Source organism: Pseudoalteromonas thalassia, from assembly GCF_049257215.1.
In the GTDB taxonomy this organism is placed as follows: domain Bacteria; phylum Pseudomonadota; class Gammaproteobacteria; order Enterobacterales; family Alteromonadaceae; genus Pseudoalteromonas; species Pseudoalteromonas lipolytica_C.
On record NZ_JBMMUE010000006.1, the window covers coordinates 35,616 to 48,970 of the forward strand.

Genomic DNA, 13,355 nt, shown 5'->3' on the forward strand with positions numbered 1-13,355 from the left:
TTAAGGCCTTCCATGTTCGATATTGCAAAAATACGCGCTGACTTTCCATTACTGAATGAAACGGTTAATGAGCTGCCTCTGGTGTATTTAGACTCAGCAGCGACCTCACAAAAGCCACAAGCAGTTATTGATGCCCTTGCCCGTTTTTATAGTCATGAGAATGCCAATGTGCACCGTGGCCGTCATACACTCAGTGAAAACGCGACCCGCCAATATGAACACACCAGAACGCTACTTGCAGATTATTTTTCTGTTAAAGCCAATGAGTTAGTGTGGACCAAAGGAGCGACTGAATCGATTAATTTAATCGCAAATGGTCTGGCTTCACGGCTTAAACCAGGCGATAAAATTGCTATCTCTGCGATTGAACATCACGCCAACATAGTGCCATGGCAACAACTAGCAAAGCGTACCGGTGCAGAACTGATTATTTTACCTATTGAAGATGACTTGGTCATTGATAGCGTAAAGTGCTGTGAGTTTATAAAACTGCATCAGCCTAAGGTAGTTGCTGTTACTCATGCATCAAATACATTAGGTAATATCACTGATTTAGCGCCTATCATTACAGCATGTAAAGCCATTAATGCTATTTCTGTGATTGATGGTGCGCAGGCTGCGATGCATTTACGCCCTAATCTACAAGAAATTTCTTGTGACTTTTACGTATTTTCTGCGCATAAAATGCTCGGGCCGACAGGTTTAGGTGGTCTATATGGCCGATTTGAACTGTTAAATTCGCTCGATGTTTATCAAACCGGTGGCGAAATGATCGAAACAGTGAGCCTCACACAAAGCACTTTTCGGGATGCACCAGGTAAATTTGAAGCAGGAACACCTAATATTGCGGGTGTAATCGCCTTTAGTGAGGCAATAAAGTATTTAACATCGTTAGATTTTCAGCAAATGCGTCAACATGAGCATACAGTTTTTGACTATGCGATAAAACAATTATCAGCTATTGATGGTATTAATATCTATTCAAACCAAATACATAACATCGGTAACATTAGTTTTAATTATCGCGATGAACATCCCTTCGATTTAGCCACTCTGCTTGATGGGTTTGGCGTTGCCGTGCGCAGTGGCCACCATTGCACACAACCTATAATGAGCCATTTGCACATTCCTGGTACAGTAAGAGCAAGCTTTGCGTTATATAACAATAAAGATGATGTAGATACGTTTATTGATGCTCTTAAAAACAGTATTGAGTTATTAGATTAAATTTGGATAAGTTATGAATTCAACGTTTGAAGCCGTTAGTAAAAACATTGAAACAGCTGCAGGTTGGCAGCAAAAATACCGCCAGATAATGCTATTAGGTAAGCAATTACCAGTTATGCCAGAAGTGCTTAAAGTAGATGATGCCCTAGTTAAAGGCTGCGAAAGTAAAGTGTGGCTATATATCGACTTTGATCATACAGAAAATAGCCTTGTTTTAGCTGGTGATTCAGATACCCGTATCGTTAAAGGACTATTGGCTTTAATTTTAGCCTTATACAATGGTCTAACACCGGAACAAGCAGCACAAATAAATGCCTATGATGAATTTGAACGACTCGGTCTAATTAGCCATTTAAGCCCTTCTCGCGGCAATGGCATCAAAGCCATGGTTGATAAAATTCAAACCATGGCTGAGCAAAACCGCTAAATGTTATAAAGAACGCTGTTTTTTATCTAAATATTTTCTGACTGCTTTGGCTGCGACAAAAAAGCCAAAGCTTCCTGTTACCATTGTGGCTGAGCCAAAACCATTGTTACAATCCATATTCATTGAACCATCTGCGCCTTGTTTTGCTTGGCAAACTTCGCCTTCAGAGGTTGGATATACAAGCTGTTCAGTTGAATAAACACAATCTACGTTAAATTTACGCTTTGGATTGCTACTAAAGTTGTACTGTTTTCGCAAAATATACCGTACTTTTGCAAGCAAAGGATCATGGGTTGTCTTAGCTACATCACCAAAGCTAATTTGGCTCGGATCAGTTTGTCCGCCTGCGCCACCGGTTGTAATAACGGGTAATTTTATACGCTTACAATGTGCAATTAACGCTGCCTTTTCTTTCACTGCATCAATACAATCAATCACATAATCAAAGCCTTGAATATGCTCACGAATGTTATCTAGCGTTATAAAGTCATCAATAACATTAATTTTGATATCTGGGTTTATCAACTCACAACGTGTTTTCATCGCTTCAACTTTTGCTTCACCTACGGTGCCAGTCAAAGCATGGATTTGACGATTAACATTAGTTGCACAAATATCATCAAGATCTATTAAGGTTAGTTGTCCTACACCCGTGCGAGCTAGCGCTTCAGCGGCCCAACTACCTACACCACCAATACCAATGACACAAAAATGTGCTTGTTGTAACCAATCAAATTGCTGATGACCATATAAACGTTTAATGCCACCAAAACGGATGTCTTGTGTTGTTTCTTTCATTTACCAATCCAACGTCCAAGGAGCTGTCCACTCTTTGAATTCGTCTGAGTTAAAAACTTCATTGAGATGAGCACCCAAAGTGTAATCGCATCGATACTCTTTAAGCTGCCCTTTATAGCTAAATTGTAGTGCATAAGCATGCAAATTTGTGCGCTCGTCTTTACTTCCTGCATACGTGCTATCACCAAGAATTGGCGCACCCAAGCTTTTCATCGCGACTCTTAGTTGATGTGTTTTACCCGAAAAAGGTTTTAATAGGTAGGCACGTAGCCCTGGACGAATACTTTTTGAATAAAAGCGGGTAACAGCCGGGTTGGTTTGGCTCTTTAGCAATTTAAAAGCGCCCCGACGACTTTTTTCCATATCCCCTTTTATCCAACCTTGTTTCTTCTTTGGTTTTGCATCACTGAGTGCAAGATAAAATTTATGCACTTGATGGGCACTGAATAGTGCAGTGAACTCTGCTGCTGCTTCTTTGTGACGGGCTAAAATAATTAAACCCGAGGTGACCTTATCAAGGCGATGTACAGGATATAGTTTTTCGTTTACAAGTTGCTCTGCAAGTACAACAAAACCAGCACATTCTTCACTATGAAAGCTTACACCTGCTGGTTTATAAAATACAAAAAAGTCATCTTCACTTGCATGAAGATGAACTGTATTTACATCGTGCATTGGTTATTTACTCAGCACTGCAATGACGCGGGCTAAGTCCTCTGGCGTGTCTACACCTGCTTGTGGAGCACATAATGCCTTAGCTATTTTGATTTTATAACCATGATAAAGCACACGAAGCTGCTCTAGAGATTCAAGGACTTCTAACGGAGATTCTGGCAGCTCAATATATTGAGTAATAAACCCTGCTCGGTAAGCATAAATACCAATATGGCGGGCATAATCATCAAGATTGATTTTATCAGTTTGATTACTCATCATCGCATCACGATGATAAGGAATGGTTGCACGCGAAAAATACACTGCATTGTTGTGCGCATCGCTAACCACTTTTACACAATTAGGGTTAAATATATCGTCGATATCATCAATACTTGTGCTCAATGTTGCCATAGGCGCATCAGAATCAGCGAGCAGTTTAGCCACTTGCGAGACATTTTCACTAGCTAATAAAGGCTCATCACCTTGCACGTTAACAACAATGGTATCACTTTCAAGTTGGAGTTGTTCAACCACTTCAGCTAAACGCTCTGTCCCTGATTGATGATCTTCACGCGTCATTAGAACATTACTTGTAAACTCACTAACAGCGTCAAATACTGCTTGATGATCGGTGGCAACATAAACGAGTGATGCGCCTGAAGCAACTGCTTTTTCATAAACATGTTGGATCATTGGCTTACCACATATATCAGCAAGTGGTTTAGCTGGTAAACGTGTCGATGCGTAACGGGCAGGAATTACAACTACGAATTCCACTTATCGACCTCTTCTTGGCTTAGTTCACGTGCTTCATTTTCTAAAAGCACTGGGATATCGTCTTTGATTGGATAAGCAAGTTTCGCTGCTGTACTAATCAGCTCTTGATTTTCTTTATCAAGACGTAATTTACCTTTACACACTGGACAGGCGATAATTTCAAGTAATTTTGTATCAAAGGCCATTGAGGATCCCTTTTTGTTTTAATAATAAATTTAGTTTTTCGATAACCGTTGTTGTCGGCTTTGCATCCACAGGCAAATAATACCAATTTGGGTTGGCAAAGCTAAAGCATTTAACTGCATCTTTTTCTGTCATAAAAACAGCGTCACCACCAAACATGGTAAAGTCACTTGCTTGGTAGGCATAGTGATCACGAAAATGATGAGTCGATAGCAAGTTAACGCCTTGCTGCTCAAGACTTATCTCAAAGCGTTTGGGGTTACCAATAGCACTGACTGCATGGCCTTTATCTTGAACTGAATTGGCGAGTTTTGAATCACTCACGGTTCGAAATGGGCTCGATGCTAAATCATAGCGGCTTTGTGCATTGCCGCCATTTTCTATGACTAAATCAACCGATTTTAAGCGCGTTTTGGTTTCACGAAGTGGACCTGCTGGCATTAATAAACCGTTACCAAACTGGCGTTCACTATCAACAATACAGCATTCTATATCTCGGGCCATTTTGTAATGTTGCATACCATCATCAGAAATGATGACATCAATATCGTGCTGTTCTAATTTTTTAATACTGGCTTGACGGTCAGGTCCAACCATAACAACACAACCTAAACGACGTCTAATAAGTACAGGTTCGTCACCCGCTTGTGTTGTAGTCGTCTCATCAGTAACTAACAATGGATACGAGTCAGACTGACCACCATAACCACGACTGATCACCGCCACTTTTAAACCTTGTTGCTTTAAGAACTCAGCAAGCCATATTACAAATGGCGTTTTGCCGTTGCCACCCACACTTATGTTACCAACCACTATAACAGGTACATGCGCTTTAAAAGCCTTCAGAATATTAAGCTTGTATAGCAATACACGAAGCGTTGAGATTAGCCAAAAAAGCACACTCAAAGGTAAGAGTAAAACACTGAGTAAACCTGGTCTTTTATACCAGCTTTGTTCAATAACACTCACTACTGCTCACCAAATTGCATTTTACAAAGAGCGGAATAGGTGCCGTCTTTTTCAAGCAGCTCGCTATGCGTGCCCTTTTCGATAACCTGACCATGATCAATAACATAAATACAATCACTGTTTTCTATTGTTGATAAACGGTGTGCTATCACAATTGATGTTTTTTCTTTCATTAAGCTATCAAGTGCATGCTGGATCAGCTTTTCAGACTCAGTATCGAGAGCTGATGTCGCCTCATCGAGAATTAAAATAGGTGCATCTTTTAAAATGGCACGTGCAATCGCGATACGTTGACGCTGACCACCAGATAACATCACGCCGTTTTCACCCACCATGGTATTTAAACCTTCTGGCAAGTCTTTAACAAATTCCCAAACATGGGCTTGTTTGGCAACCGCCATTAACTCTTCATTACTGAGTTCACGTTCAAGGCCATAGCATATGTTATTTGCAATAGTATCGTTAAATAACACCACTTGCTGTGAAACCAATGCAAATTGCTTACGAAGATCCGTTAGCTTGTAGTCAGCGATATTGACACCATCGAGTAAAATTTCACTTTCACCTTCTAGCTCATAGTAACGTGGCAATAAATTTGAAATGGTCGATTTACCAGAACCAGAGCGCCCCACTAATGCAATGCTTTCGCCGGCATTAATCGTTAGCGACAAGTTTTTCAAAACTGGTTCATCTTTAGTTGGGTACTTGAAAGTAACGTTGTTTATTTCAATGTGCCCTGTCACTTTATCAATACTATAGGTGCCAGTGTCTTTTTCTACATCTTCATCAAGTACCAAAAAGATACTTTGTGCTGCAGAAATACCACGTTGTAAGTCACTATTTACATTTGAAAGTTGCTTAAGTGGACGTAATAACATCATCATTGATGATATTAGTAATACGAAATCACCAGAGCTGATTGTGTCTATCATTGATGGCATTGACACGACCCATAAAATCACTGCCATTGCGCTCGCAGCTAAGATCTGAATAACCGAAACACTTAACGCCTTTGTTGCATCCATTTTAATACGTTGCTGACGATTATGGTTATTAATCGCTGAAAACTGAGCAATCTCTTGCTGCTGACCACCAAATCCGTGGATTACTTTATGCCCAGAGAGCATCTGCTCTGAACTACGAGTAACTTGCCCCATCGCTGATTGAATTTTTTTAGAGATCATCCGAAAGCGTTTCGATACAAAGGCAACAATCACTGCCACCAGCGGAATAATAACCAAGAAAATCAGCGATAACTTCCAACTTGTATAAAACATATTGAAAAGTAAAAAAACAACAAACGCCCCTTCTCTCACCACAATTAACAGCGCTTTAGTAATTGCCTGTTGTACTTGCTCTGTATCGAAAGTGATTTTAGAAATTAAATCACCATTAGAATTTTTGTCATGAAAAGACACAGGTAAATGTAATATATGTTCGAATAATTGTTGGCGAAGAGTTCTAACAACTTGGGAGCCAACATAACTCAAGCAATAAGATGACATGTAATTAAACATGCCTCGACCAAGCACTAACGCGATAACAACGAATGGTGCATAAGTTAATACATCAGTATTACGAGCATTTAAGCCTTCATCAATAAAAGGTTTCATTAAATTGATAAACAGTGCATCCATGGCAGAATAGCCAACCATGCCAACAATGGCGAAAAACGCGATTAATTTATAATCACCCACATAACTGATTAATCGCTTATAAATTTGGGATGTAGTTTGATCCATAACACTCTCTTATTCATAGACTTCGACTATTGTAGCCTTATGGGGGTAAAAACAAAACGTCAATCTTGTTCGAACCAGTAACTTTCATGCTCGCGAGCTGATTCAACTAAAAAGGTATCGTTATAGAATTTGATTCTAATATGGCCACTGTCTGCTGTACTTAACTGCGCTATATCACGGTCTTGATAACGTTTTACAACCTCAGGATGAGGAAACTGCCACTGCCCTTGGTATGCACTTGAGTGGATAACCAGTTTAGGCCGAACCTGCTCAATAAACGCCTGACTTGACGATGTATTACTACCGTGATGAGGGCTGACGAGTACTGTCGCTTGCAGGTCTGGGAGCCTGGTAATGAGTTGTTGCTCTGCTTCAGCAGAAATATCGCCGGTTAATAACACACTATACTCACCCGACTTCACCCTCAAAATGCAAGATTGATCATTGTTATTATCACCAGGCATACTAAAGCTAGTTAAACTAACATTGCCGATTTTTAAAAGCTTTGGCTCACAACGAGCATTCACGCCATGCGGATGAAAATACTTTAATGTCTCTCCAAAGCCATTTTCATTCCACGAGTGAAGACCTCCAATGTGGTCATTATCTTGATGACTTACTATAGTGGCAATCACCTCAAGCTCAAGCGCATTTATGTTTGCTAATAAAACTGACTGAATATAGTCATATCGACCAAAATAACGTGGCCCTAAATCATAGACCACCGCCTTATTTTCTTCGCTGAGCATCACCATTAAGCCATGACCAACGTCAAATACATCTAACTGAAAAGTGCTTTTCGGCGACAAAAGCCAATCAAAAGTTACAATCAATACAGGAATAATGGCAAATGCTCGATAAGGATAACAAAGAAACAATAACAGAGTGCTGTAAATCAAAACTAAGGTATTGAACTCAACAAATGCGAACTCAAGCCAACGCCATTGTTTTGGGACTAACATTATCGATTGATAAAGGTAATTTAAAACAAAATCTAAGCCATATAGAAGTAGCGATAAATCTAAAAGTAAGGATAAAAAACTGTACAAAACTAAGAATGGTAAAACAATGACACTAATTATTGGCACGGCAACTAAATTTACCAGCAAGCCAATCGTACTTACGCCATCAAAGTAAAACAGTGACAATGGCAACAGGCCTATAAATAACGCTAATTGTATTAAGCCAAGCTGTATAACACGTCTGTAAAAACCTAAGTTTTTGCCAAGAGAGCTTCGAATAACAAGAAAAATAATAGCAACAGCAATAAAACTAAAATACAAACCGGGGTTTAATAACGTAAATGGATCAATAATCAGCACTAGTGTAAGAGCATAAAGAATTGTTCGCCATCGCAATGGATTCTTATTTAAGATGTAGATAAATAGTAAACAGCCTAACATCAACAATGCGCGCACTGCTGACACGGCAAAACCACTTAGATATACATAGGTAGCAGCAAAACAAAAACCTATCAGCATAAACCAACTATTAATCTGACGGGTTTGAGACACAGGTATTCGCATTATACGGGTAATATATTTACTAAAGTAAAAGCCGATTGCATATACAAGCCCTATGTGTAGTCCTGAGATTGCCAAGAGATGGCTTATACCTAATTCACGTAGTTGTTGTTTATTTTGTTGCGATATTGTGCTTTTATCGCCAGTTAGCAAAGCATAGTAAAGCCATTGTAATTGGCTGCCAGTAGTTATAGTCGATATGTAATTGCGATATACCTCAGTACTAGTGGGTTTACCAGCCTGATTTTCTATCTGTATTTTAGAAACTGTGCGCCCTTTATAAAAAAGTCTTTGTCTAAACGCATGTCGTTCACGATCAAAACTATTATAATTTTTTACGCTTCTAAACGGCTTAAGCTTTATTTGCGCACTCACTTCATCACCAACCATCAGTTTTTGCGCTGTGCTAACACTAATCATTGCTAAAGGTGGTTTTAATTTAGAGAGACTGCACCCCTGTATGCTTTTCAGGCTTGCTTTAACGTAGAAAGGTGACTGGACTGAGTATATTGAAATTACTTGAAAATTAGCAATTACTGGTTTTTTAGGTCTTAAGTCGCATTCGCTTTGAGAATAAAAGACTAAGTAATGAAAAAATACTAAAAAAATACCGCAAATAAACCCTGACAATATTGGCAAAAAAGGCTTAAAATAGGCAGCTGCTAAAATAACAGCAAAACTTATTAGATAAAACACTGCAGTGTTTGCCGTATAAAGGGTAATAAAACAACCCAATATAAAACCACTGCATAACCAAACAGATGTAAATGGTTGCTTTAAATGGCTAAGAAAACGATCCAACGGTTTTTACCTGATCACAACAAGGTAAGAGATCATAAATACTTAAGAATTTTTGGCCGTTTATTACATGATGCCAATTTATGGCATTTAAATCGCCGTTCTGCTCGAGGAGCATTTGCTGTAGGTTTATTTTTTGCTTTCATCCCTGTTCCTTTTCAAATGGTTCTAGCAGCCGCCCTGGCCATTCCATTTCGTGTAAACTTGCCTATTTCTGTTGCTACGGTGTGGATCACAAATCCATTGACAATGCCTCCTATTTTTTACTGCTCGTATATAGTTGGAACAATTGCCTTAGCGCAACCTACACAACACTTCCATTTTGAGCCTAGCTGGCAATGGTTCTTAGAAAGCTTAACAACCATTGGTCCGGCTTTCTTAGTTGGTTCACTTATTTGTGCAACAGCCGCGGCTATACTTGGCTATTTCGTAACAGATATGCTTTGGAAGCGCTCTGTAAGAAAAGCATGGTTACATCGACATCAAAAATAAAAAACTGACAATTCAAATATGAGTATAGACAAAAAACCCAGCTGTAAGCTGGGTTTTTTAATGTAGTTGAAAAGTTATTTTTTACGCTACTTTGCTTTAAAAAAGCGACGTGCCGCTGCAAATGGTAACAAGATTAATGCATACCAAGGGAAGCTTGCAGACTGACGCTCATATTGTTCAACTTCTTCTGCAGGGCACTCTTCAATTGAACCACTAATTGGTGTTAACTTAACAGGTACTGCAATACTTTCATATTCAACATTACCGTTAAGATCGACTACCGTGTTACCGAATGAATCTGTTTTTTCTACCGTTTTGGTAGCAACACCAAATATTTCATTATTGTTGTTAATCGACTTGGCTTCAGCAACAACGTATTTAAATCGTGTTTCACCATCTTCTTCATAGCAAGGTAATAAATCGTTTAAATTTACGACTTTATCTTCACCGATAGTGTACATAAAGCCTTCACGACGACGTGTAGACGTATTGTAGATATCGGTTTCACCCTCACCAACAATCACACCATTATCATTTATGTCATTAGCGATTGAGCTAGAACTTGAGAAATAATCTGTCGGGAAAACAACACTGTCACTTTTCTTGTCGTAATAGAAAAATTTAGTACGGTTTGTACCTTCGATTCTTTTGGTTGCATAACCAACCACAACATCGTCATTATTGATAGCTAAAGGCTGACCCGAGGTCCAATCATCTTCTTGGTCAAGAAACTCTTTTACTTCACCATTCTCAAAAATAACCGGCATAGTGATACGAATATCTCGATCTTTATAGCGAACATCTGAAGTACCAGCTATTACCCCATTTTCATTAATGACAAAAGCGCTGCTTCTAAATGCAAAATCTTCGTCATCTTTTGGCGTAAGACCTAAGCCAAATATTTCCGTATTGATAATATTTAGGTCGTTATCCAAGGTCCATTTAACGGCTCGTTTATCGAAAATACCCGTACTAAAGCTACGATTAAGCGTTTCAACACAATCTGAAACTGGCTCATCTTCGTTATCGCAACGATCGTCAATATCATCTTGAGGATCAACTGGAATACCGGTAGATACGGTACCTACTACTTCGTAGCCACTATTGGTTTTGACTATGTCATATGCGGCACTAATACCACCGTGCTCATCAAATTCAGGAACTAAAGGTACTTCGACACCATTAGCACCAATAACAATACCGCGACTTATAAAGTCACGTAAGAAGTGACTTTCTTCTTCGGTTTCATCTGTTTGGGTAAAGGCGGTCTTTTCGTAAGGCGCACTGCCCCAGCCCACCATCACGCCATCGTCAGCAACAGCAGATAGAAGGTTTGATGTTGAGCGAGTTAAGCCATCATAATCAAGCGATGCTTCATCAAATAAAACCTGCTCTTGAGACCCTTCTGCAGTATAAGTAGTGGCAATTGCACTCGATATTTTTTGATACTCAGAATCATTAGGACGACTTTCAGTAGATAAAAACCAAATCATAAATGCGTGTGCATCAGCATTGGTATTTACTGCATCGTTATTTTGGATATCATCTAACGTAAACGTAATTTCCTTGTCAATTGACTCAAATCGCGCTTTTTCTCGGTCGTAGGCGTTTTTAATGTTGCTTGCATCAAAATCGATATAAGAAACGTCTACAGGTAGTTTATAGGTACCATTTGCAAGACCAATGATATGACCGTTTTCACTAACATCCGTTATATAATTATGCTTAGAGCCTTCCAGACCACCTAACTCTTCTAATTTATAGGTCGCGCTTATCGCTGAGGTACTTAGAGTAGCTAAAATACTGGCAGCGAGTAATTTATATTTCATTTTAATCCTTACTACTGATTCTTTAAATCTTCGAGTTCTTCCCAGCGCTCAAAAGCGGCTTCAAGCTCAGACTCTAACTGGGCTAAATGGTTCAATGCTTCTGATGTAATTGCAGCATCTTGCTTAAAAAAGTCAGGGTCATTGACCACAACTTGCTGAGCATCGAGCGCTTTTTCAAGTTGTTCCACTTTACTGGGTAATTCCTCTAATTCAAGTTTTAATTTGTAAGAGAGTTTATTACTTTTCTTTTGTGGTTTATCTTGGTTTTGCACCACGGGTTTTTCTTGCTTAGTTTGTTGCTGTTGTTGTTTCTCTTGCTCAACTAAGTAGGCAGCATAAGCTTCATAGTCACTGTAGCCACCAATAATATCGGTAATCTTACCATCACCTTCAAATGCCCAGACTGAATTACAGGTATTATCTATAAATTCGCGGTCATGGCTAACAATAAGCACGGTACCTTGATATTGGTTAATAATATCTTCAAGTAATTCTAATGTTTCGATATCTAAGTCATTGGTTGGCTCATCGAGTACCAAAATATTAGACGGCTTTAAAAATAGCTTTGCAAGTAACAAGCGGTTCTTCTCACCACCAGAAAGAGCTTTTACCGGTGTGCGGGCTCTTGCCGGTGGAAATAAGAAGTCTTGTAAGTAACCAAGTACATGACGTGAGCGCCCGCCCATCATCACTTCTTGCTTACCTTCAGCTACGTTGTCTTGTACTGTGGCTTCTTCATCAAGCTTTTGACGATATTGGTCAAAATAGGCAAATTCTAAATTAACGCCTTGCTTAACACTTCCGCTATCTGGTGTTAAGTCACCAAATAAAATTTTAAGCAGTGTTGTTTTACCTATACCATTAGGGCCTACAAGGCCAATACGGTCGCCACGCATAACAAGTGTAGAGAAGTCTTTAGCGATCACTTTGTCTTTAAATGCATGACTTATGTTTTTCGCTTCAAAAACAAGTTTGCCTGAACGCTCAGCAGTTTCAATGTTGAAATCTGTTTTACCAACCTGCTCTACTCGCTGCTTGCGCTCTTTACGCAACTCTTTTAATGCGCGAACGCGTCCTTCATTACGTGTTCTACGGGCCTTTATACCTTGGCGGATCCACGCTTCTTCTTCGGCTAAGCGTTTATCAAATAACGCGTTTTGCGTTTCTTCTACCTTTAAATCATGCGCTTTTTGTTCAAGGTATGTTGCATAATCACCCGGATATGAAATTAGTTTTCCGCGGTCTAAATCAAGAATACGAGTAGCTACTGCGCGAATGAACGCACGGTCGTGAGAAATAAAAACGATACCGCCTTTAAATTCTTTTAAAAATTGCTCGAGCCAAATAACACTGCTCATATCCAAGTGGTTGGTAGGCTCATCAAGTAGCAATAAATCAGGCTCACTAACTAGGGCCCTTGCTAAAGCAACCTTACGTAACCAACCGCCTGATAATGATTCAAGTTTAGCCTCTGGATCTAGCTCTAGGCGCGATAACACAAGTTGAATACGCGTATCAAAACGCCAGCCGTCAACTGTTTCTAATTGATTTGATAAGCGCTCTAACTTATTTAGTAACTTATCGTTATAGTCTGTTTGCATCTGATTACTAACTTGGTGATATTCAATCAATAAGTTAGCAATATCAGGCATACCCTGCGCTACATAATCAAATACTGAGCCTGCAGCCCCCTTTGGTGGATCTTGCTCTAGACGCGAAATTCGTATACCACCTAGTTGGTTTATTTCACCATCATCCAAGATAACTTGGCCATCAAGTACTTTAAGTAATGTTGATTTACCTGCACCGTTACGACCAACAATACATACACGCTCACCCGACTCAATAACTGCATCAGCATCATCTAGTAACGGATGCGTACCATAAGCGAGTTGCGCTTTGGCTATTCTGATTAAATCCATCGTGATTACTA

Annotated in this window: 12 protein-coding genes; 3 read left to right on the forward strand and 9 right to left on the reverse strand. The window is 39.4% G+C overall.

What is annotated here, in order from left to right; all coding sequences use genetic code 11:
* Positions 1–12: 12 nt before the first annotated feature.
* Positions 13–1,227, forward strand: a complete 1,215-nt coding sequence (locus AAEU31_RS09050; RefSeq protein WP_421967037.1) for an aminotransferase class V-fold PLP-dependent enzyme — start codon at positions 13–15, stop codon at positions 1,225–1,227.
* A 13-nt stretch (positions 1,228–1,240) separates the two neighbouring features.
* Complete coding sequence (locus tag AAEU31_RS09055; RefSeq protein ID WP_135924768.1) at positions 1,241–1,654, forward strand: SufE family protein; 414 nt, start codon at positions 1,241–1,243, stop codon at positions 1,652–1,654.
* Positions 1,655–1,657: 3 nt separating this feature from the next.
* Here AAEU31_RS09055 and tcdA read toward each other — a convergent pair whose 3' ends face one another.
* Genes tcdA through AAEU31_RS09090 form a run of 7 tightly spaced genes read right to left on the reverse strand, consistent with a single transcriptional unit; the run spans position 1,658 to position 8,723 of the window.
* Positions 1,658–2,452 carry a tRNA cyclic N6-threonylcarbamoyladenosine(37) synthase TcdA gene (gene tcdA / locus AAEU31_RS09060; RefSeq protein ID WP_421967038.1) on the reverse strand — a complete coding sequence of 265 codons (795 nt, stop codon included), beginning with the start codon at positions 2,450–2,452 and terminating at the stop codon, positions 1,658–1,660.
* Positions 2,453–3,127, reverse strand: a complete 675-nt coding sequence (locus AAEU31_RS09065; RefSeq protein WP_138557567.1) for a TIGR01621 family pseudouridine synthase — start codon at positions 3,125–3,127, stop codon at positions 2,453–2,455.
* 3 nt (positions 3,128–3,130) lie between these two features.
* Positions 3,131–3,886, reverse strand: a complete 756-nt coding sequence (kdsB, locus tag AAEU31_RS09070; protein WP_421967039.1) for a 3-deoxy-manno-octulosonate cytidylyltransferase — start codon at positions 3,884–3,886, stop codon at positions 3,131–3,133.
* A complete protein-coding gene (locus AAEU31_RS09075) occupies positions 3,874–4,071 on the reverse strand; it encodes a Trm112 family protein (RefSeq protein ID WP_036968654.1) in 198 nt (65 codons plus the stop codon). The genes kdsB and AAEU31_RS09075 overlap by 13 nt, the downstream gene beginning before the upstream one ends.
* Positions 4,061–5,038 carry a tetraacyldisaccharide 4'-kinase gene (lpxK, locus tag AAEU31_RS09080; protein WP_421967040.1) on the reverse strand — a complete coding sequence of 326 codons (978 nt, stop codon included), beginning with the start codon at positions 5,036–5,038 and terminating at the stop codon, positions 4,061–4,063. Before lpxK ends, AAEU31_RS09075 begins: the two co-directional genes overlap by 11 nt.
* On the reverse strand, positions 5,038–6,780 hold the full coding sequence (gene msbA, locus AAEU31_RS09085) for a lipid A export permease/ATP-binding protein MsbA (RefSeq protein ID WP_135924777.1): 1,743 nt from the start codon (positions 6,778–6,780) through the stop codon (positions 5,038–5,040). The genes lpxK and msbA overlap by 1 nt, the downstream gene beginning before the upstream one ends.
* Before the next feature lie 59 nt (positions 6,781–6,839).
* Positions 6,840–8,723, reverse strand: coding sequence for a DNA internalization-related competence protein ComEC/Rec2 (locus AAEU31_RS09090; protein ID WP_421967041.1), 1,884 nt, complete (start codon positions 8,721–8,723; stop codon positions 6,840–6,842).
* A gap of 360 nt (positions 8,724–9,083) precedes the next feature.
* On the opposite strand from AAEU31_RS09090, the gene AAEU31_RS09095 reads away from it, so the two are divergent.
* Positions 9,084–9,593, forward strand: coding sequence for a DUF2062 domain-containing protein (locus AAEU31_RS09095; protein ID WP_135924782.1), 510 nt, complete (start codon positions 9,084–9,086; stop codon positions 9,591–9,593).
* An 86-nt stretch (positions 9,594–9,679) separates the two neighbouring features.
* On the opposite strand, the gene AAEU31_RS09100 is transcribed toward AAEU31_RS09095, so the two are convergent.
* Together AAEU31_RS09100 and uup are read right to left on the reverse strand one after the other, a co-directional pair.
* Positions 9,680–11,422, reverse strand: a complete 1,743-nt coding sequence (locus tag AAEU31_RS09100) for a DUF3466 family protein (protein ID WP_421967042.1) — start codon at positions 11,420–11,422, stop codon at positions 9,680–9,682.
* A gap of 11 nt (positions 11,423–11,433) precedes the next feature.
* Entirely contained in the window at positions 11,434–13,344 is a 1,911-nt protein-coding gene (uup, locus tag AAEU31_RS09105) for an ATP-binding cassette ATPase Uup (protein ID WP_199526431.1), read from the reverse strand.
* Positions 13,345–13,355: the final 11 nt, after the last annotated feature.